The sequence below is a fragment of the Paraburkholderia haematera genome, from assembly GCF_905220975.1.
GTDB lineage: Bacteria > Pseudomonadota > Gammaproteobacteria > Burkholderiales > Burkholderiaceae > Paraburkholderia > Paraburkholderia haematera.
Genome location: NZ_CAJNBK010000005.1, coordinates 154966 through 176226, shown reverse-complemented (window position 1 = coordinate 176226; position 21261 = coordinate 154966). Strand labels below are relative to the sequence as shown.

Below are 21261 nucleotides of genomic sequence, written 5' to 3'. Positions count from 1 at the left end.
GAGACGGCCGGCTGCGCGCCCGGATTTCGGATACGCGGGCTGACGGTATTGGAGCTTGTCTCGCCCCGTTTTGACTCTGTGACTGCACCGGTATGTCGGGGTGAATGCATCTTATGGCCGCCTCAGATTATTTGTCAATAGCGAAATGTATCGCTATACGCAAATTTCAAAGCGCCTAAGATGAGGACAGGACAGCGCGGGCTTTCGCGCGGGGCTTCGGCTAACATGGACCCTTTTTACGGACGAGCGCGGGTGTGAGCAAAGCAGCGAAATCGGCCACCGGCAAAGGCGCGGGCGGCAGCGAGACGGCAGATGGCGGCAAGACGCAGCGCGGGATTCAGAGCGTCGAAGTGGGCGGCCGTGTGTTGCTGGCACTGGCGCAGGCGCGCAGTCCGCTCGCTTTGTCCGATCTCGCCACTGCCGCACAGATCGCACCGGGGCAGGCGCATGCTTATCTGGTGAGCCTGAGCCGCTTAGGTCTGATCAAACGCGACGAATTGTCGGGCCGTTATGAACCGGGGCCGCTGTCGTTGCGGCTTGGATTGATGCATCTGGAGAACCAGCCGGCGTTTCGCGCCGCCGTGCCGCGCGTGGCGGCTTTGGCCGAGGCGATCGGCTTCAGCGTCGCGATCTGTATTGCCGGGCCGCAAGGGCCGACCATCGTCCGCTACGAGCATGCGGGCTTTCCGTTGCATGTGAACCTGCACGTGGGCACGGTGATGTCGCTGCCGGCCACGTCGACGGGGCGCGTGTTTTGTGCTTATCTGCCACGCGAAGCACTGGCGGGGATGTGGGCGAACCAGTCGGGCTCGGTGAATCAGGCAATGACGCCACCTGATGAAAGCGCCGCGTTCGAGACCGCGTTAGAGGCAATCCGCGCACGCCGGCTGGAATGCAGCGTCGACGCGCCGAGTCCAGGCATCAGCAGTTTGAGTGCGCCGGTACTCGATGCCGACGGCCGCTTGTGTCTCGCGCTGACGGTGATCGGCTCGACCGGCGCGATCGACGTCGCCGCCGATGGCTCGACGGCTCGCGCGCTGCTTGCCGCCGCTCATGGCATCAGCGCTGAACTTGCGGCAGCACCTTCCTTGTTAGCGTCTTCCGCACCGTGACCGATTCTCCTGACACCTCTTACGCCGGTTCCGGCGCTTCCGCCGATGCGAAGCCGCAGCGCGGCATCCAGTCGCTCGATAGCACGGGCGAGTTGCTTGGTGCACTCGTTTCTGCCGCACGGCCGTTGAGCTTGCGCGACCTTGCCGCGGCGGCGGGCATGCCGCCGGCCAAAGCGTTTCCGCATCTGGTGAGTCTGCTAAAGATCGGCTTGCTCAATCGTGATGCTGCTGGCTGTTTCGAAGCCGGGCCGTTAGCGTTGGAGCTTGGCTTGATCGGCTTGCAGCGTTTGTCGCCGACGCGGGAAGCTGAGCCGGAAGTGGTCGAACTGGCGGCGTCGACGGGAATGAGTGTCGCGATGGCGGTGCTCGGGCCGCTCGGGCCGACTGTCGTGCGCCTCGAAGAGTCGGCGCGGCCGCTGCATGTGAGCTTGCGGGTCGGCACGGTGATGTCGCTGGTGAATACCGCGATCGGGCGAGTGTTCGCTGCGTATGTCGCGGACGATGTGCGTCATGGTCTGTTGGCGCAGGATCACTTGCGGCTGGCTGGGACCGAGGCGGGGGTGACAAAAGCCTACACGCAACGCCTCACGCAAATCCGTGCGGACGGCATCGATACCGCATTAAGCCGGCCAGTGCCTGGCATCGACACCTTGGCCGCGCCGGTGCTGGACCATACCGGCAGCATCTGTCTGGTGCTCGCGTTGATGGGGCCGAGCGGCAGCTTCGATAGCGCGCTGGCGGGCGGCCCCGCGCAGACGTTGCGCGCGGCAACCCTCAGGTTGTCACGGCGGTTTGGCTGGATGGCGGTGGTGCCAGAAGCGGAATAAGCTGCCGCAATAAGCGATAAGCGATAAGTAATCGATTTACGAGCCCAGCAATCGGAACTGATCGGGTCCATTCATTCGCTGCGCATCAAGTCTCAATTTATCGACAAGCTAATCTCACTTTTGAGATTAGCGGCAAGCCCTTGTATATAACCGGGTTTATCCATGTCGAAACAACGCCTTTCCACATAACGTCCGCGATTTGAGACGCTTTTAAAGTAATTCTTCTCACCGGCGCGCAGGCAGATAGGCGCACAGGCCGGCGGCAGCGCATTTCACCTCATATGGCACAGAGTCTGCTTGATGGCCCCGGTCGCTTTGCCCTGTGCGGGTGTATTGTTTTACCGCTGTACGACTGGTCGAACCCGTTGTTATTCAAGTTCTCAGCGACATAACCAAACAATCATGGAGGCAACAATTGCGTGCGAGACACCTTGGTCATGTTTTGAACTCGTCCGGAGCGGAATGGCTTATCGCGTCGGCTGGAATACTTATTTTGCTGTCCGGATGCGGCGGCCATATCGATAGCAATGCGCCATCACGCGTGGCACTGAGTTGCGCGCAACTGGCCGGCATGAGCGTGCCCGCGTCCTCCATCGGCCTGCCGACCACGGGCGCGGCCGTGACCGCGGCAACCACGGTCCCCGCGTCGGGCACGGGCGCCACGGCGACTGGCGAATACTGCATGGTCACGGGGGCAATCAGCCCTGTCGATCCTGCGGCGCCAAAGATCAATTTCCAGCTTGCCTTGCCGACTACCTGGAATACCAAGATCATGATGTTCGGCGGCGGCGGCTATGACGGCACGATTCCCTCTCCGACAGGCAATGTTCCTGCGGGCCCGACCAACCAGCTCACCCCGCTTGGACGCGGCTACGCCACCTTCGCAAGCGACTCGGGCCACCAGGCCAATGCGCTGGGCAGCAAGGATGGATCGTTCGGCGTAAACGACGAAGCGGTCCAGAATTTTGCCGGTGACGCGTTGAAGAAAACCCGTGATGCAGCCGTCTATCTGATCGATGCGCGCTACGCGGTCAACGCGCCGACGAGGTCGTATTTCGCGGGTGGCTCATCCGGCGGCCGCGAGGCACTGGCTGTCGTCCAACGATGGCCGCAAGACTGGGACGGGTCGATCGTCCTGTATCCGGCGTGGAACGCCGCCAGCCTGGATCTGCAGTTCGGCCGGATCACACGCGCCCTCGCGGCTCCCGGTGCGTACCTCGATCAGTCCAAACGCAAGGTGCTTCATGACACGGTGATAGCTGCGTGCGACGCGCTGGATGGCGTCGCGGATGGATTGATCAGCAACATCAACGCTTGCAACGCGAGCTTCAATCCGTCTACGGCCACCCTGAATGGCACGCCCTTGCGCTGCCCCGGCGGGGCGGATACCGGCGACACCTGCCTGTCGGATGCCCAGATCGGCGCGCTCAACGTGTACAACACGCCGATCACCTTCAACTACGCACTCGCCAGCGGCGAAACCCAGTATCCCGGGTTTAACGTCTACGGTGCGGATCTGGGCGTCGTGAATGCGTCGCCGTTGCAGCCTACCGTGACGACGCTTGCGCTCGGCACTTCGCAGCCGGCGTCACCGATGCCCAACACGGCACCGTACATGAGTGTGTTCTGGGATCAGTGGATCCGCTATTTCGTGACGCGTGATCCGAACTTCAATTCGCTTACCGTCGATCCGCAAAACCCGGGCACACTGCAGACACGCATCAGTCAGTTGACTGGCATCCAGGACGATAACAAAACCGACCTGTCGGCCTTCAATGCGAAGGGCGGCAAGATCCTGATGGCGCATGGCATGTCCGATGTGCTCGTCAGCACCCGGTCGACCGAGCAGTACTATCAACGCCTGCAGAGCACCATGGGGGTATCGAACGTCGCCAACTTCGTGCGCTTCTACGAGATTCCAGGCTATGGCCACGCCGTCAGCACGGTGTACAACGCCGCCTGGGATTCACTGACGACCATGGAAAATTGGGTTGAACATGGCACGACGCCGCCGCCTCAGGTTGTCGCCGACACGGCCGGTGTTCCGGGACGGACCCGACCGCTGTGCGAATTCCCGAGCTGGCCGAAATACAACGGCTCGGGCGACGTCAACACGGCCTCGAGCTTCACCTGCGCGACACAATGACATTTGGGCCATGCAACAGGCGATGGAACTGACCGAAGGTTGGTGATTCCATCGCGGCCCTATGCGGGGGACAGGCGCGGCCTCAGTCTGGCCGCGCCTTCGTCTTCCGATAGCGCCACACGCCCACACCGATCACACCCGCGGCGATCAGCAGCCCGATCAGCGCCACGCGTTTCTTATTGCGCCCTGCGTCACGCTTCACGTTGCGCCATGCCTGCGTATAGGTGAACGCCGCCGCGGCGCGGAAATCCGGTTCGGGGCACAACGTGCCGAACGGACCGCCGAAGTCGACGAAAGCCCCCTCCTTGACATAGCGCTGATAAAAACCGAGCGCGCGCGACGGATCGTCGTTGTGCATCCAGCCGGTCCCACGGCATAGCACGGCGGCGAATGCCTGCGAACGCGGCGGCAGCCCGTCGGCCGCTTTGCCGATGTAGTCGGCAGCGATTTCGCGGTAGTGAAAACGCGTCAACGGTTTGCTCTCGCTGGCCGCATAGCGGCGCTTCTCGTCAGCGGTGACGAACGGTCCAGCCAGATCCGCCTGCGCGCGCGCCGCCGGTGTGTCCGGTACCGCGGGCGCACGGGCCGCGCCAGCCTCGGAAGCCCGATTCACCCGCGCACCGATAACGCCTGAGCGTCCCGATCCACCTGCGAACGCGCCGTCGACGTCGTGAAAATCCGGCCCTTGCTCATAGCCCATCAACTCCATGCCGGACCGCTTCGCGAGCGTCGCAGCGTCGAACCAGCCACGCGCGCGGTTCGTGCGCGTCCACGCATGCTGCGCCTCGTCCAGCGCGGCCGCATAGTCACGCGCGAGCTTGCGAAGCTGCAATTGCTTGCGGGTTGTCTGGCCACCCTCCCAACTGAAGGAGACGTAGCGCGGATCGTTGTCGGCGGGGAAATACGGCAGCGCTTCGTCGATCCGGCCATCGCGCACGAGGCGGCGCGCGAGCAGATAACGCAACGTATCGGCGGTGGTCGGGCGCAAGGCGTAGTAAGCGTTGGCACTCGCATCGGACGATGGCACCGGCGGCACCGCCGATGCGAGCGCGCGCGTGTCGACGAAGCGCTTCAGTTCGTCCGTGGTAAGCACGCGTTCCGCGATGTAGGCCATGTCGCTGCCGTAAGCGACTTCGGAGACAGAGTCGTCGTACGCACCGTTCTTGTCCTGTCGCGACGCCGCGTCAAACAGGTAGCCGAGCGCCTCGACATACTGGCCGCGCGACAGCGTCAACACCGCCTGCTCGCCCTCGATCAACTGCGCGCCGGCCGGCTCGACGCTCGAATCGGCGGATGGGAACGCTTTGGCGGCCTGCGCATAGGCCTTAACCGCAGCCGCCGTATCGCCCCGGCGCAAGGCGAGCTTTGCGCTCACCCAGCTTGCGAGCGCGCTGTGTTCACGCGCCACCAGCGTACTGGCGAAATCGTAGCGGCCGACTCGATAGGCGAGCGCGGCGAGGCGATCGGCACCCGCCACATGGTCGATGCCGCGTTGCTGGATCGCCTCGACCAGCGACACCAACGCCGGGTTGGATTTGATGCCCTTGTCGCCGCGGGAGGCATCGGCATAACCGGTCGGGCCGTAACTGTTGTCGTAGCCACCGTAGTATTCGAATTCACTCGCCGGTTGGTCCTTGACGATGTCGCCTTCGCGCGCGAGCGCATACGCGACCAGCAAACGTTGCGCGACCGGGTCGTCGATCAGTGACGCGACGCGCGCCTTGTCGGCCAGCGTCCACGCAGCGATGAAGCGCATGGATTGCAAGCCGCTGCCGCCACCGCGTGCCGCCTCCTGCGCATAGAGGTCGATGGCCTGTTTGAGATTCGCCGGCGCGATCGCCGCCGCGCACGGCGTGTTATTCAGGAAGCTGCGGTAATCGCATTGTTTGCCGGTCTTCTTGTCGTGCAGATAGGTGAGCGCCTCGTCGCCGAAGCTGGCCACCGCCAGGCCTTCGGGATCGGGGGCGCCATTCGCCGCGAGCGCGCGCGGTTTTGCGTAGGCCGCCGGCAATGCGGCCGTGAGCACGGCACAGGCGTTGCCCCTCTTGCAGTCGTCTGCTCGGGCCTGGGCAATCGCCGCGAGTTCGATTGCCGCGGCCACCACGCGTGGAGCGCTGGCTGAGGCGGGCAATGCGAGGATCGCGTCGAGTCGCGTGGCCGCACGGCCGAGTAGCGGTTCGCGTGCAGCGCAGGGGGATCGGGCGGCTGTTGTGTTTGCTGCGTCAGTATCGGGCGAGGCGCTCGACGCAGCGGCGTCTGCGTCTGCGGCGGCTGCATTGGCGGCGTCTGCATTTTCGGCAGCTGCATTTGCGCGGGATGCAGGCGCATCCGCCGCTGCACTTGCCGTGCTTGTGCAGGCCGCCAGCGCGTGCTCGAAATCGACGTCCGCGGCTGCAAAGAGCCGCTGCGCCTCCGGCACGCCCGTTCCCATTGCAAAAGCGGCGTCACCGTCAGCGGCCTTGGCCATCTCGGCCAGCGTTGCGATCTGTTCTGGCGAGAGGCCCGCCAACACCGCCCTGGCAGGATCGACAGGCTGCTGTCCCGCCGGAACGCGCACGGCTTCAGGCGCCAATAGACGATCGCCCGGCTTCACAAGACGCGCGGCTTCATACGCAAACGAATTGTTCGGCGTACCGGATAGCGTGCCCGCGCGATTGTCGAGCAATTGCAGCGGAAAAAATGGTCCGCACGCGTGGACGATGACCGCGCCAGCCAACAACGCGAACCCGCCGCCGAGCGCGAGATATTTACGGTTCAACATGAACAGAGACCTTTTTGTTATCGGCTTCGCCGCAGCGAAGCCAACCGATGTCGCGGCGCATTTCCGCGCGCAGCAAGCCGGGTTGGACACGCCGCAGCAGCATGCCGTGCGCGTCATAGTCGAGTGCGTAGCCGTTGATGCCGTCGGCGGCTTCACATGAGGAACCGGTGCGCACGACAGCAGGGAGTGGCGCGTCGGTATTGCCGCCGCTGACGAGCGAGACGTCGAAGAGGCCCGGCTGCTGCGCGCTTTGGCGCACGTCGGCGGCAATGGCGGCCGTCAGCGGCGCGCGCGTGAGCACGGCGCGCCAGGTGGCGAGACTCCAGGCTCGCTCGTCGGCATCGGTAGGGAGACGGAACCAGACGATGCCCTTGAGTCCCGGCAACGCGTCGCGTTCGATCCGCGCGACGAAAGCGCTGATCTGCTCCGGTTGCGCGACGAGTTCATGCGATACCCCTTGCGTGAAGCCGTTGGCGAGCAACATCGGGCGCTCGCTTTCGATGCCGGCCACGCGGCCGTCATCGCCCCATGTGACGCGCGTGCCGTATGTCGGCAACGCAACGCGCCACGGATGCGTGGTGCGTTGCGCGAATTCGCGCAACCTTGCGCGCGCTTGCGTCGGGTCGAACAGGCCTCGCGCCGGGTTCATGACCGCGTGCACCTGCAGGATGGATTCATCGGCTTGAGCCAGCAGCGCGTCGAGCGCGGGGCTGTCGAGCCAGGTGGGCAGCGCGGTAATCGTCAGTTTGACGGTGGGATCGAGTTGCGCACGTAACGCGGAGAGGAAGCGCGTGTATACGGCGAGTCGGGATGTCGCGCAGTCGTGATCGATTTCGATAGCCGCGAGTGTCACGCCGTGTTGCTTCCAGTCCGCGGCGAGCTTGACGATGTGCGCGACCGGCAACGTATTCAGATCGTCGAGTTGGCCGTCGATCCGGATGACGGCTGTGACGGGCGCGTGTGCTGCGGCGAGCGTCGCCCAACCGGGCGAGACGAGGGTCCAGTCGTCTTGGGTGTCTTTTTCTGCGGCGAGCACATGCCACGTTTGAACGAAGCCGCTGCTGTATTCAATCGCGGAGGTGACGGAAGGTGTCCATTTGCGTTGCCAGATATAGGCATCGTTCGACAACGGTGCCGGCGGCTTGCCGCAAGCGCCGACGAGCGTCAGCAACAACACGAGCAGCGGCACGATGCAAGCAGCGAGCCCGCCGCGCACTCGCCACCGCGCCGGTGCTGTCCCGCCGTTATTCATGGTGCAAAGCTTTGGGCACGCGGTAAGCGGTGTCGCCAGTGCCGGCGTGCGCGAGCAGGGGCAGGCACAGCAGGGCTGAAGCGATAAGCTTTTTCATGTTCCCTTCGGGATATCCTGGACAATGCGCTTTGACAATGCGCGATGCATGTACGGATTCAGTTAGTCCGGCGGATTTTATGGTGCGCGCAGTTCGTTGTAAAACGATGCCGTGAAAACGATACCGCGCTGCCAATATCCTGTTGACTCGGCCCCAAGGGCCAACTTCATGATGTGCATCGTCAGCAAAACGAAGAGGTGACTCATGCGCTGTTCCACCCAATTTTTGAGTGCTTCCGAAGCGGCGCAACGACTCGGCGTCTCAACCAAAGCGCTGCGGCTTTACGAGCAGCGAGGCTTGGTGACGCCGGAGCGCACTGTCGCCGGGTATCGTACCTATGGTCCCGACGAGATGATTCGTGCAGCGGAAATTGTGGCCCTGCGTGCGCTTGGCCTCAGCCTCGCCCAGGTGGCACACGTGCTGAAAGGCGACGCTCAAAGTCTCGAACCCGCTCTGGCTGCGCATGAAGCGACGCTTGAAGCTGGAATTCGCCAGCTCGTGGAGACGATAGCCAAGGTCAGGGGGCTGCGGGCGGATCTCGCCCGAGGCCAGGCGCCCGCCGACGGAGAACTGGCGCGCCTGCTCAACCCTTCCGCGGAATTCGGCACGGCCTTTGACCTCCCCTGGCCGTGGGGTGGCGAACGGTTCGAACTTCGCGAAATCCGGCCGTTGAACTACATCATCGGTCCTTTGGGAAGCGGTAAGACACGGCTGGCGATATGTCTGGCCGAGAACCTGCCGAATGCCGCTTTCCTCGGCCTCGAGCGGATAAACGATGGCAATGCCGTTACCGTAGCCCGCCTGGAAGCGGATTCGGCTCTCAGATCGCGAGTGGATCAGACGCTGGCGTGGCTCACCGACGAAGGCGCGACAGAATCGGAAGCGCTCACCGCTCTGCTCGTCGGCCTGGAATCCGAAGGGCACGTTGTTCTTGTCGTCGACATGGTAGAGCAAGGGCTGGATCAGGCCACGCAGGAAGCATTGATCGTCCATCTCCGCCAACGCGCCAAAACAGGCGCGCGCGCTCTGTTTCTGATGACACGCTCTTCAGCGATCCTGGATCTCGCTGCAATCGGCCCTGACGAATCCATTATCCTGTGCCCCGCCAATCACAGCCCGCCCACGCTTGTCGCCCCCTATCCAGGCACGCCAGGATACGAGGCCGTTGCAACCTGTTTAGCCTCGCCGGAGGTTCGAGCGCGCACGGCGGGCATGATCGCCTGGCGAACTCAAGCAGCGTGACGCTTCACGCATGCTTCACGTATTCGTCGTGGAGCGCCAGAAGCGGACTGTCCTGGTCAATCCCCCGCCGCCTCCGGCTCATGCGACGACAACCGCGCTTTCGCGTGCCGCATCTTCTCAAGCGTCTTGGGCCCCGCCTTCAACGCGACGCCGATTGCCAGCGCGTCCATGATGCACAGATGCACGAGCCGCGACACACCTGGCGTATTCGGATCGACCGGACTCGGCACGCGCAGCAGCAGCGGAATATCGACCAGCCACGCGAGCCGTGAACCCACATTCGTCAGCGCAATCGTCGTCGCGCCACGCTCCTTGGCGATCTGAATGCTTTCATTCACTTCGACGCTGCGTCCGGAATGTGAAATCGCAAAGGCCACATCACCCGGCTCCATCAGGCCCGCGTAAAGCCGTTGCAAATGACCATCGGTAAACGCAGTAGCAGCAATATCCAGCCGCAAAAACCTCAAAGCCGCGTCTTGCGCAACGAGCCCCGACCCCGAGCCCACGCCAAAGAAGAAAACCCGCCCCGCGCTCGACAACGCCGCAACCGCACTCTCGAACACCGCCGGATCCAACGCACCACACGCATGCGTAATCCCATCGACGGCAGCCTCCCCCACCTTCTCCATCAAGGTCTGCGCATCGTCATCACGCGCAACCGCCGTCGACGCATACGGCACCCCGCCCGCCACACTCTGCGCCAATTGCATCTTGAAGTCGCGCAGACCATGCGCGCCGATCGCGCGGCAAAAGCGCGTGACGGAAGGCTCGGACACCTCCGCGCGCTGCGCAAGTTCGGTAATGCTCGCGCGCATCGCAAAGTCGACGTCGCTCAGCACCATGTCGGCAACTTTGCGCTCGGCGGGCCGCAAATTGGCCAGCGCGCCGCGGATGTGGGGAATCAAGTTCGGTGCGGACACCCGGTGTTCCTTAAGGGTTAGATGAATCCGCGTCGCGTCGCAGCTTCAAACTGCTTGAATCAGCCTCAAGCGGCAACACGCGGTTCAGACCAGCCTGCGTCCACTCTCCGTATCGAACAGATGAATATGCTCGGCCGGCAGGCGCAGCGTCACGCGCTGACCGGGCTCGATTTTCGAGCGCTGGCGAGTCGTCACGCACCACGTGCTGCCGCCTATTTTCCCGTACAAATGGGTCTCGGCGCCAGTCGGCTCGACCACTTCGACCTCCATCATGGCGTCCGGCTTGTCAGCCATTGTTTCAATGTGTTCGGGACGTACGCCGAGTGTGACCTTCGCGCCGGCCACCGCTGAGGCCGGGGTACCTTCCAGCACGATCTCGCCACCGTCCGTGAGTTTTAGCGCAAAGCCCTGTCCTTGCGTCCGATTGATCAACACGCCCTCCGCGAAATTCATCGACGGCGAGCCGAGGAAGCTCGCGACAAACAGATTCGCCGGACGGTCGTACAGTTCCAGCGGACGCCCGATCTGTTCGATCCGCCCCGCGTTCATCACGACGATGCGGTCGGCCATCGTCATTGCTTCGATCTGATCGTGCGTGACGTAGATCACCGTGTTCTTCAGACGCTGATGCAGCGCCTTGATTTCCGTGCGCATCTGCACGCGTAGCTTGGCGTCGAGATTGGAGAGCGGTTCGTCGAACAGGAATAACGACGGCTCGCGCACCACCGCGCGGCCCATCGCCACCCGCTGACGTTGGCCACCCGACAGCGCGCGCGGCAAGCGATCCAGATAGCCGCTGAGGTTCAGCATCTTCGCGGCGGCTTCGATCCGCGGCTTGAAACTTGCCGACAATTCCTTGCGAATCCGCGGCCCGAACGCAATGTTTTCGTAGACCGACAGATGCGGATAGAGCGCGTAACTCTGAAACACCATCGAGATATTGCGTTGCTGCGGCGGGAGCATATTCGCGCGCGTGCCGCCTATCATCAGATCGCCGCCGCTGATTTCTTCGAGCCCCGCCACCATACGCATCAGCGTGCTCTTGCCGCAACCCGACGGACCGACCAGCACGACAAACTCGCCGTCGTCGATGTGGAGATCGATGCCGTGCACCACTTGCGTGTCGCCATAGCGTTTGAAGATGCCGCTCAGTTGCACTGCTGCCATGCTGTCCTCATCGTCGTGCTGCATCGTCGTGCGGGCGTGCTGCCCGGTTTCATCGAGCAAGGAACACGCCGCGCTATCTCGTCAAAACCGTTCCACGCTGTTCAAAACGATTCCAGCGTCAGTTCTTCCGCCATCAACCGGTTGCCGGCCATCAGCCCACCGTCGACCGGCAACGCGACGCCGGTAATCACGCGCGCCATGGGCGACGCGAGGAACATCACTGCATCCGCAATGTCGTCAGGCGTCGCAAAGTCGCGCAACGGGTACCACTTCTTCAGATCCTCGAATACTTGCGGATTCTTGTCGACGCGCGCGTGCCACGCCTGCGTCTTCACCGTGCCCGGACACACAATGTTCGCGCGAATGCCGTAGCGGCCCAGTTCGATCGCCAGCGCTTTCGTATAGCTGATGAGCCCCGCCTTCGCCGCGCTATACGCCGGATGCCCGAGTGCGGCCATGCCGTTCACCGAGCCGATCAGCACCAGCACGCCCTTCTGCCGTTCGATCATCGACGCGCGCACCGCTTCGACCGTGTGATACGTGCCGTTCAGATTGAGATGAATGTCGCGCTGCCAACTGGCGGCGTCGGTCGTGGCAAGCGTCAGACCTTTGGCGGCCCCTGCGTTGGCAACCAGCACGTCCACCGGACCGCGCGTCTTCACCGCCTCCGCAACCGCCTGCTGCACTGCGGCAGCGTCACCGAGGTCGACCGCGATAGGCGTGATATGCGCCTCGCCGAGTTGCGCCACCAATCCGTGAAGCGCGACCGCGTCGATATCGAGCGCCAGCACGGTATCGCCCTGCTCCACGAAGCGCTTGCACAAGACGCTGCCGATACCGCCGCAAGCGCCCGTCACTAACACCACACGATTCATGTCTGCCCTCGTTCCTCAATCCCGCTGCAGCACCGGTCTAGCATGTAAATTTCCTACAAAACCGGCATCGAACAGTTGTCTAGTCATCCCGAATATTGGGTATCCATGACTTCTCACTATGCAGAATACCCCTGCTTTACAGCATCTTATGCACAAAACCCGCTGATAAAAAATATGGCAGACCCTACGTGACAAGCTATTTTGCGTCATGTAGGATTTTTTCAAACAATTTAACCCAAAGCGGCCGGCGACGGCAGCAGACCACCCCACCATCGTTGGATGGGACCGGAGTCAGTGCTAAAGCGCTAACTCCGTTCGACACAGGAGAGAGAAATGTCGTTGCATGCCCGTGCTTCCCTCGCGCTCGGCAAAGTTGCCGTGGCGCTCGCGTTTGCAGGTATCGCCGTCGCGGCTCACGCCGACACGGTCCGCGTGACGGTCGCGCATTACAGCGACGCGACCGCGCCGTACTTCGAAAAAATGGCCCGTAACTTCGAGAAGGCCAATCCCGGCACGACGATCAAGATCGAAGACGTGAACTGGGACACGCTGCAACAGAAGCTGCAAACGGACATCTCCGGCGGCGCCAACGCCGACCTGGCGATCGTCGGTACGCGCTGGCTGCTCGACTTCGTGAAGGACGACGTTGCCGAACCGCTCGACAGCTACATGGACGCCAGCTTCAAGGGCCGCTTCATCGGCCCGTTCCTCGCACCGGGTGAGATCAACGGCAAGGTGTACGGCCTGCCGATCGCCGCCTCCGCACGCGCGCTCTACTACAACAAAGATCTGCTCGCGAAGGTCGGCTATCCCGACGGCCCGAAAACGTGGAATGACGTGATCGATGCGTCGAAGAAGCTGAAGGCGCAGGGCGTTGCCGGCTTCGGTCTGCAAGGCAAGGAAATCGAAACCGACGTCTACTATTACTACGCCCTGTGGACCAACGGCGGCGACGTCGTCGGCAAGGACGGCAAGGCGGCGTTCAGTTCGCCGGCCGGCATCAAGGCCGCCACGCTGTACAAGACCATGATCGACGACGGCCTGACGCAGCCCGGCGTGACCGGCTACAGCCGCGAAGACGTGCAGAACCTGTTCAAGCAGGGCCGCGTCGCGATGATGATCTCCGCACCGTTCCTCGCGAAGCAGATCAAGAAGGAAGCGCCGAACCTGAAGTACGGCATCGATCCGATCCCGATGGGCACCACGCACGCCACCTACGCGGTGACGGACTCGATCGTGATGTTCAAGAACTCGAAGGTGAAGAAGTCAGCCTGGAAGTTCCTCGACTATCTGTTCACGAAGGAACCGCGTGTCGAGTTCACGACGACCGAAGGCTTCCTGCCGACCACCAAGGCTGAGGCGACCGATCCGGCGTTCAACGATCCGGACACCAAAGCGTTCGTCGCGCTGCTGCCGACTGCCCACTTCGCGCCGACCGTGACCGGTTGGGAAGACACCGCGAAGGCTGTGACCGATTCAATGCAATCGATCTACCTGGGCAAGGCGAAGCCCGCCGACGCATTGACCGCCGCGGCGGCGCAAGCGAACAAGTCGCTCGGTAAGTGACACGCGTAGTCACGTAGTGATTTGCTGAACACGGAACGCGCGCCGCCGTTGCGAAGGCGGCGCGCGTTTCGGTCGTAATGCACGTTTTGCACGATTTGCACTATCCGGCCCATCCCGTCGCGCCTGCGGTTTTAATGTGGACGCGTCATACGATCGAGCACGCATGAGTCGTTCCGCTTCTTCGCGCCTTCAGGCGCCCTGGTTGCTGATTGCGCCGAGCCTGGTGTTGGCGCTTTTTATCATCAGCTATCCGATTTTCAACATCGTGTGGCAATCGCTGCACGAGGTGTCGCGCTTTGGCGCAATTCGAGATTTCACCGGCCTGCAGAACTTCTATACGATTTTCACCGACCCTGCGTTTCTCGCCGCCGCCAAACGGACGATCGTCTGGACCGTGTGCGTGGTAGGCGGCACGGTGCTGATTTCGGTGCCGGTTGCGCTGGTGCTGAATCAGGATTTTTATGGACGCGGCGTAGCGCGCACGATTGTGATGCTGCCGTGGTCCGTCTCGCTGACCATGACCGCCGTGGTGTGGCGCTGGGCCTTCAACGACGACTACGGCATGGTCAACGTCACGTTGCAGCGGCTTGGATTCATCAGCGGTCCGATTCATTGGCTCGCGACGCCGGAACTCGCATTCCCCGTGGAGATCGCCGTCGGCATTCTGGTGTCGATTCCATTTACGGTGACGATTCTGCTGGGTGGGTTGTCGTCGGTGCCGGGCGACATTTATGAAGCGGCGCGGATGGATGGCGCCAGTGCGTGGCAGCAGTTTCGTAAGCTGACAATGCCGCTCTTGCGGCCGTTCATCAACATGACGATTCTGTTGAATGTGATCTACGTGTTCAATTCTTTCCCGATCATCTGGGTGATGACGCAAGGCGGGCCGGACAACGGCACGCATATTCTCGTCACGTATCTTTATGAGCTTGGTTTCAGGCTGGGTCGTCCCGGCGAAGCCGCGGCGGTGTCGCTGATCATGCTCGTCATGCTGTTCGTTTTCTCGATCGCCTATCTGCGCCTGCAGCCCGCCAAAGAAGGGGAGCCGTCATGAGTCTGAGCGTCAAGATGAAGCGCTCGCTGTGGTGCTGGCTGGCGTTGTCGCCGCTGATCGTGGCCGTGCTGTTTCCGTTTGCCGTGATGTTGTTTACAGCGTTGAAGCCTGCGACTGAGATCTTTGTTTATCCGGCGAGATGGTTGCCGGTGCATTGGCAGTGGAGCAATTTTTCGGACATGTGGGTTGCGGCTAACTTTGGTGTGGCGCTGAGGAATAGCTGCGTGATTAGCTTCTTGTCGACCGCATTGGCGCTGGCGGTGAGCTTGCCGGCGGCTTATGCGCTGGCGAGGTTTCCGTTTCGCGGGAAGGGACTGTATTCGCAGTTTCTGCTGGTGACGCAGATGTTGTCGCCGATCTTGCTGGTTGTCGGCTTGTTCCGGCTGGCAGCGATGATTCCTTACGGGGATGGGAATCTGGTTGACTCCAGGATCGGGGTCATCGTTTCTTATGCGGCTTTTAATATCGCGTTTGCGGTCTGGATGTTGTCTTCGTACTTTCAGACGGTGCCACGGGATCTTGAAGAAGCGGCGTGGTTGGAGGGGTGTGGAAGAACGCGCGCTGTTTTTAAGGTGTTCTTGCCGCTGGCCGTGCCTGCGATTGTCGTGACGGCGATCTTTACTTTTATCAATGCGTGGAATGAATTTGCGGTTGTTTATACGTTGATCCGGTCGCCGGAGAATAAGACGCTCACCGTGCAGGTTACCGATATGGTCGCCGGGAAGTACGTTGTCGAGTGGCATCTGGTGATGGCCGCCACCCTCTGCGCAACGTTACCCGTTTCGATTGTGTTTGCGTGGTTGCAGCGGTTCCTGGTGAAAGGGCTGGCGCTGGGGGCGGTGAAGTAGATGTTGTGTGTTCGGCTATACCTGTTTCCAGGTATAGTCAGCACCGAGCGACTGGAATACCGTCGAGAAGCATTCAATCTGGCGTTGCCGGCCATTCCGGCAATCCCCTCACCGGTTCACTCCCCCTACGCTGCCCTCATGGCGCAACCTTCGTCCGACGCCTTCGAATCCGTGCTGCCCGGTCCGCTCCTGATCGTCGAGGACGAACCGCCGATGCAGGTCCGGCTACGCGCGATTCTCGCCACCCTGGGTTACGCGGACGACATCCTGTCCTTCGCGGGCAGCATTGCCGAAGCCGATGCGCGGCTAGCCGACCATCCGTTCGCGATGGTACTGGTCGACGTCGGCCTGCCGGACGGCAACGGCATCGACCTGATACGCGCCTTGCATGGGCGGGATGAGGCATTGCCGATTCTGGTAATCTCCGCGTGGAGCACCGAGCAGGTCATCGTGACCGCCCTCCAGGCCGGCGCGACGGGCTACCTGCTCAAGGAACGCGACGACGTTGAAATCGCGATGTCGATTCGCAGCGCGCTGCGGGGCGGCGCCCCGATCGACCCGTTCGTTGCGAGGCGCATCCTCGATCTGAGCGGCCTGGTCAGGCGGGCCAGCGTAACCCATGCCAAGCCACCGACACTCTCGCCGCTCAGTCCGAGGGAAGTCGAAATCCTGGTGCTGGTCAGCAAAGGGCTCACCAATCGCGAGATTTCCGAAGTGCTTTCCCTGTCCAGGCTAACGGTCGAATGTCACGTCAAGAACATCTACAAGAAACTGGCGGTCAACTCGCGTACTCAGGCCGTATTCGAAGCACGTACGCATGGCTTGTTGCCCTGATCTGGACCCTCGCGCTCCACACCGGCATCGCGGCCGCCGTGCCGGCGCACGCCGACACCCTCACGCATCTACGCATCGAAGCGGCTCGCTCGGACTGGCAGGCCGATAGTCCGCCATCGGCAGGCTGGATCCCGGTATCGCTGCCCGACGACTGGTCTTCACGCTGGCCCGAGTTCGATGGCGTCGTCTGGTACCGGCTCTCGTGGCAGCAGGCCGACGTGACTCATCCTGTCGCGCTGATGCTCGACTATCTGAACATGGCCGGCGCGATCTATCTCAACGGCAGCTTGCTGGTGCGCGACCGGCAACTGGTTGAACCGTTGACGCGGGCCTGGAACGAACCGCGCTACCGGGTCTTGAGCCCACCGTTGCTGCGGGAGGGCGCCAATACGCTGCTCGTACGCGTGTCGGGGCTCTCGCAGTATCAGCCCGGACTCGGCAACGTTTCGATAGGCGATCCCGACACGCTTGAGCGTCTTTACGAAACCGACTACTGGCTGCGCCACGATCTGCAACTGTCCAGCCTTGCCGTGACGGCCACGCTCGGGTGCTTCTTTTTCGCGTTATGGCTGATGCGGCAACAGGAAGTCGTTTACGGCTGGTTCAGTTTGATGTCGCTGACGTGGTGGTGGGTGGCGCTCAACCAGTTGGTGACGAGCCCGTGGCCGTTTGCAAGCACCGACGCCTGGGAAAGTGCGAACTCGATCGCGCTGATTACGTACAGCGCCGCCTTCACGATGTTCTGCGTACGCTTTTGCGAGCGACGTTTGCCACGCCTCGAGACCGTACTCTGGGTGCTCGTGGCCGTCGGCACCGCCGCCATGCTCGCGACGCCGCATAGCCATATGAGCGCGACGCGCGCCGTCCTGGCGATCGCGCAGGCCTGCAGCTTTTTCACGACGTGCCTCGTCTTTCTCTACTTTGCGTGGCGTCACGGTCGCACCGATCACCGCATCCTGTCGATTTGCATCGCCATTTTCCTGGCGGCCGGCGTGCATGACCTGCTGACGTTCCTCGGCATCCTCGATGACAATCGCTACTACACCGCCCTCACCTCGCAGTTGCAGATGATCGGCATGGCGCTGGTGCTGGCGTGGAATTTCGTCGCCAATCTGCGCCGTATCGAGCGGTTCAACGAGGAGTTGAATACGACGGTCGACGCAGCCAGGGCCGAACTCGCGAACACGCTGCATCGCGAGCACGAACTCGAAGTCGCCAATGTCCGGCTCAACGAACGGCTCAATCTCGCCCACGATCTCCATGACGGGCTGGGCGGCACGCTTGTGAGCAGCATTGCCACCCTCGAGCACGCGCCCCATGGCATCCCGTCCGGACGCTTCCTGTCGATTCTGAAAGAGCTGCGCGACGATCTGCGCATCATTATCGATACGGCCTCGAACCAGGCGCTCGGCGAATCGTCTCTCGCCGATCAGATCGGTCCGCTGCGACACCGTCTCACAAGCCTGCTGGAAAGCCACGGTATCGAGTGCCGCTGGTTGATCGCCGGTCTTGACCAGTGCTATCTGCCAGCCTCGAAGAGCATCGATGTCATGCGGATTCTTCAGGAAGCCCTGACCAACGTCTTCAGACACAGCCGGGCAAGCCAGGTCGAGATCGACCTGCGCAGCGACGAGCGCGAACTTGCACTGGCCGTTCGCGACAACGGAATCGGCTTCGATCCCGCCGCTATCCAGCAGCATCCCGGGACCGGTATGCGCAGCATGCAGGCGCGTGCCAGGCGGCTTGGCGGGACGCTTCGCATTCGATCCGCCGACGGCGTCACCGTGCTGGATATGGAGGTGGCGCGAACGGAAACTGAGGGCCACCGTTAGGGGATTAGCGGATGCGTACCCATGCTTTGGTGAAACATTGCCGGTACGGGTTGTCCGGCTGACAACAGACTGGCAGTCCGGCGGAAACGTTTGGGAAACGCCACCCGCCTACGCTCACGGGAACTTTCGGTTTCTGGGGGATTGTCGAATGTCGGACCTACTTTTTAGCTACGCTCAGCAGTTCTACAACTGGCTGACAACCGGGAACGCGTCGACGGCGCCGGACAATGACAATGGAGCGCCACAACCTCCGCTTCCGCCCGGGCCTCCGCCTCAAAACCTGGGGCGCCAACGAGGAGGCGGCGGCAATCTCACCGATCAGATCGTCAACGATCCGGGCGCCCTGGCCATTCGCCAGAGCGTTGCCGCACGGCACCAGAACCCGCCGCCCAACGGCGCACCGTTTCCCCCTCCGCCGCCGATGAACGGGCTCAATGTCATGAACATGAACATGACCCCTGCGACCATGAGTCTGGAGGACGAACTGCGCAGCCCGAGGGTCAGGGCGCTCCGCGTGCGCGCACATGTGAGGGCCCGCCAGGGCGAGCACGGCCATGTTCTGGCACGGCATCACCCGTCCCTTACCGATCAGCAGCTCAAAGACCGGCTCCTCACCGGGCTCGATCCTGAGGGCGAGCCGGCACCCACCAGCGGCGTGAGTTCGCGCTTCGCCTCAGAAGAGGTGTTCTACGCTTCGCTGGAAGCGGTTCACAATGCGATGGCGACCGCGCTCGCCAATACGCGCAAGCTGCTCGGCCCGAACCTCACAGCCTGTGCAGACGCGGAGGCCGCGTTCAACGCGACGGTGGGCGGTCCGCCGAGGCAGCAAGCACAACAAAAGAGAACCGAAGCCTATAGCGATCTGCGCCTCGCGCTCCAATCGCTGCAGAGCTTGCCCGATCACCTGCCGGTGCAATGGGATACCACCCGGCGCTGCGTCATTCTCTATCCGAAATACGTGGTCAATCTGTACCAACGCAAGCAGGTCGGCGTTGGTTTTTACGGCACGGGCCCGAAGCCCAACACCTCCGTTCAGGGGAAGCCGCCGAAAGGGGCGGGCAAGCAGCGCTCCATGGAAATCTACGAGCGCGTACATCCGTTCAACGGCCCTGCAGAAAACACGCTGACCGTCTTCGTCACGCCCGACTCACCGATGAATGCCTACGGGCGCAAGCACGCCATCAACAACTGGGGGCTGATTACTCATTATCCTCAATACCACACTGAGGATAATGTGCACATAAAGGGCGACAGCTGAGGGACGCGAGGGAATGGCGGCATCGGTGCGGTTCGAACCGCAAGCCCTATGTAAGCCCGATGCCATCGCTGGCCCGCTTCTCGCTTACAATGCTAGTCATGCAAGCATGGTTTATGCGGCGGTCTCCGATGAATCCGCGGCACTCATGCTCATCTGGTATCGGCACCGCTGCCGGCGCCAGCAACTCCTCAGGGGAGCCAACATGACTCGACTCATTGCTTTGATTCTAATCGCCGGTACCGCTCTCCTTGCGGGCTGCAACACGATAGCTGGAGCCGGCGAGGACATATCGAAGGGTGGCCAGGCCATCCATAACTCGGCAGAAGAAGCTAAATAGACGGCACCGGTGTGCGGTACCCCGCCGAAGCAAATTTTACAAGGTCCCCTGAACCCCGCTGTTCAGAGCGGCACCTGTCGGCGACAGACCGATAGCACGAGTTGCCGGAGCCAGCGATGAACCGGGTCAACCTCCAGACGAGGATGCCACATCTGTGACACCGTAATCCTCTCGGTCGCCACGGGCAGTTCAAAGGTATACGTTGTGACGCCCGCAACGTTTGCCTGAGGTTCTGTTTGATTACCCAGAAGCGATGCGGGCACGAGTGCTATCAGGTCCGAAGTTCGCGCCACGGCCAGCGCCGCGGGAAAGCTCGGCACCACGGCCACGATGGTTCGTTCAAGACCTGAAACCGCCAACGCTTCATCGACAGGTCCGCTTATGCGTCCTTGTCGTGAAGCGACGACGTGACCGAAAGCGACGTACCGTTCGGCGCTGACCTGGCCGTCAAGTTCCAGCGGATGCCCCTTTCTGACCACACCCACAAAACGATCCCGGAATAGCGCCTGTAGGCGCACCTCTGGACCCATCTCACCTAACACACCAATCTCAAGGTCAGCCGAACCGTCTCGCAGATGCTTCGCGGTTTTATCGGGTTTCGGTGCAAAGCGCAAACATACGTGTGGCGCAACCGCCGTTGCCGCAGCAATCAGCGGCGAGCCGAAGGCTTCGACAAAACCGTCGTTGGCTCGAATGGTGAAGGTTCGCCGCAACATCGAGAAATCGGGTTCCGCCCTGGTCGGACGAAGGACGGCACGCGCCTCATGAACCGCATTTTGCGTGCGTTCACGGATTCCTTCAGCGTATGGCGTCAACACCATATCGCGCCCTGCCCGGACCAGCAACGGGTCGCCGGTTGCAGCGCGAAGTCGGGCAAGCGTGCGGCTCATTGCAGAAGCACTTAATTGCAATGCCCGGGCGGCACGTGTCACGTTTTTTTCGGTAAGCAACGCGTCGAGTGCGAAAAGGAGATTGAGGTCCGGTTCAGGCATGTCTTCGTCGTAGTAAGTGGCAGCGAGATCTGGCGTCTGATGCATATATTAGTTGCATTCGTTGCACCTTCCGCCACTCCTTCTGCACCACTATATTGGCTGGCATGACTCACTAAAGAGGATCGCTCTCGTTACTTTCAG

18 protein-coding genes are annotated in these 21261 nt (G+C 62.0%); 11 read left to right on the top strand and 7 right to left on the bottom strand.

All coding sequences use genetic code 11. From position 1 onward, the window contains the following. Positions 1–254: 254 nt before the first annotated feature. The 3 genes from KHO23_RS12305 to KHO23_RS12295 all read left to right on the top strand — a co-directional run bounded on the left by KHO23_RS12305 (position 255) and on the right by KHO23_RS12295 (position 4085). The gene (locus KHO23_RS12305; RefSeq protein WP_211611503.1) at positions 255–1112 is read left to right on the top strand and encodes an IclR family transcriptional regulator; all 858 of its coding nucleotides are present in this window, start codon (positions 255–257) and stop codon (positions 1110–1112) included. Next, a complete protein-coding gene (locus tag KHO23_RS12300) occupies positions 1109–1939 on the top strand; it encodes an IclR family transcriptional regulator (RefSeq protein WP_211611501.1) in 831 nt (276 codons plus the stop codon). The genes KHO23_RS12305 and KHO23_RS12300 overlap by 4 nt, the downstream gene beginning before the upstream one ends. Positions 1940–2510: 571 nt before the next feature. Beyond that, positions 2511–4085 carry a tannase/feruloyl esterase family alpha/beta hydrolase gene (locus KHO23_RS12295; RefSeq protein ID WP_236066828.1) on the top strand — a complete coding sequence of 525 codons (1575 nt, stop codon included), beginning with the start codon at positions 2511–2513 and terminating at the stop codon, positions 4083–4085. Between the two features lie 82 nt (positions 4086–4167). On the opposite strand, the gene KHO23_RS12290 is transcribed toward KHO23_RS12295, so the two are convergent. From KHO23_RS12290 to KHO23_RS35405, 3 genes are all read right to left on the bottom strand, one after another. Then, positions 4168–6846 (bottom strand): hypothetical protein, encoded by a 2679-nt coding sequence (locus KHO23_RS12290; RefSeq protein ID WP_211611497.1) that lies wholly within the window; start codon positions 6844–6846, stop codon positions 4168–4170. Further along, positions 6833–8098: a DUF3142 domain-containing protein gene (locus KHO23_RS12285; RefSeq protein ID WP_211611495.1), complete on the bottom strand. Its 1266-nt coding sequence runs from the start codon at positions 8096–8098 to the stop codon at positions 6833–6835. Before KHO23_RS12285 ends, KHO23_RS12290 begins: the two co-directional genes overlap by 14 nt. A 174-nt stretch (positions 8099–8272) precedes the next feature. After that, positions 8273–8401 carry a hypothetical protein gene (locus KHO23_RS35405; protein ID WP_268963889.1) on the bottom strand — a complete coding sequence of 43 codons (129 nt, stop codon included), beginning with the start codon at positions 8399–8401 and terminating at the stop codon, positions 8273–8275. Between KHO23_RS35405 and KHO23_RS12280 the strand changes: the two genes are divergently transcribed. Next, positions 8400–9437: a MerR family transcriptional regulator gene (locus KHO23_RS12280; RefSeq protein WP_211611494.1), complete on the top strand. Its 1038-nt coding sequence runs from the start codon at positions 8400–8402 to the stop codon at positions 9435–9437. The two genes, KHO23_RS35405 and KHO23_RS12280, sit on opposite strands and share 2 nt — an antisense overlap. Before the next feature lie 56 nt (positions 9438–9493). Here the strand turns inward: KHO23_RS12280 and KHO23_RS12275 are convergent, their stop codons facing one another. The 3 genes from KHO23_RS12275 to KHO23_RS12265 form a co-directional block, all read right to left on the bottom strand. Further along, a complete protein-coding gene (locus tag KHO23_RS12275; RefSeq protein WP_211611492.1) occupies positions 9494–10357 on the bottom strand; it encodes a MurR/RpiR family transcriptional regulator in 864 nt (287 codons plus the stop codon). Positions 10358–10441: 84 nt separating this feature from the next. Beyond that, positions 10442–11524: an ABC transporter ATP-binding protein gene (locus tag KHO23_RS12270; RefSeq protein WP_211611485.1), complete on the bottom strand. Its 1083-nt coding sequence runs from the start codon at positions 11522–11524 to the stop codon at positions 10442–10444. A gap of 101 nt (positions 11525–11625) precedes the next feature. Beyond that, positions 11626–12399, bottom strand: a complete 774-nt coding sequence (locus KHO23_RS12265) for an SDR family oxidoreductase (protein ID WP_211611483.1) — start codon at positions 12397–12399, stop codon at positions 11626–11628. Positions 12400–12732: 333 nt separating this feature from the next. Between KHO23_RS12265 and KHO23_RS12260 the strand changes: the two genes are divergently transcribed. The 7 genes from KHO23_RS12260 (at position 12733) to KHO23_RS12230 (ending at position 20128) form a co-directional block, all read left to right on the top strand. After that, positions 12733–13965 (top strand): ABC transporter substrate-binding protein, encoded by a 1233-nt coding sequence (locus KHO23_RS12260; protein WP_211611481.1) that lies wholly within the window; start codon positions 12733–12735, stop codon positions 13963–13965. Positions 13966–14128: 163 nt separating this feature from the next. Continuing rightward, a complete protein-coding gene (locus KHO23_RS12255; RefSeq protein WP_211611480.1) occupies positions 14129–15019 on the top strand; it encodes a carbohydrate ABC transporter permease in 891 nt (296 codons plus the stop codon). Then, entirely contained in the window at positions 15016–15867 is an 852-nt protein-coding gene (locus tag KHO23_RS12250; RefSeq protein ID WP_211611479.1) for a carbohydrate ABC transporter permease, read from the top strand. Before KHO23_RS12255 ends, KHO23_RS12250 begins: the two co-directional genes overlap by 4 nt. A gap of 138 nt (positions 15868–16005) precedes the next feature. Continuing rightward, on the top strand, positions 16006–16701 hold the full coding sequence (locus KHO23_RS12245) for a response regulator transcription factor (protein ID WP_211611478.1): 696 nt from the start codon (positions 16006–16008) through the stop codon (positions 16699–16701). After that, positions 16611–18533 (top strand): sensor histidine kinase, encoded by a 1923-nt coding sequence (locus KHO23_RS12240; RefSeq protein WP_211611477.1) that lies wholly within the window; start codon positions 16611–16613, stop codon positions 18531–18533. Before KHO23_RS12245 ends, KHO23_RS12240 begins: the two co-directional genes overlap by 91 nt. Positions 18534–18681: 148 nt before the next feature. Then, positions 18682–19791 carry a hypothetical protein gene (locus KHO23_RS12235; protein WP_211611476.1) on the top strand — a complete coding sequence of 370 codons (1110 nt, stop codon included), beginning with the start codon at positions 18682–18684 and terminating at the stop codon, positions 19789–19791. 202 nt (positions 19792–19993) lie between these two features. Then, a complete protein-coding gene (locus KHO23_RS12230) occupies positions 19994–20128 on the top strand; it encodes an entericidin A/B family lipoprotein (protein ID WP_211611475.1) in 135 nt (44 codons plus the stop codon). A 62-nt stretch (positions 20129–20190) separates the two neighbouring features. Here KHO23_RS12230 and KHO23_RS12225 read toward each other — a convergent pair whose 3' ends face one another. Continuing rightward, complete coding sequence (locus KHO23_RS12225) at positions 20191–21120, bottom strand: LysR family transcriptional regulator (RefSeq protein ID WP_211611674.1); 930 nt, start codon at positions 21118–21120, stop codon at positions 20191–20193. Positions 21121–21261 lie beyond the last annotated feature (141 nt).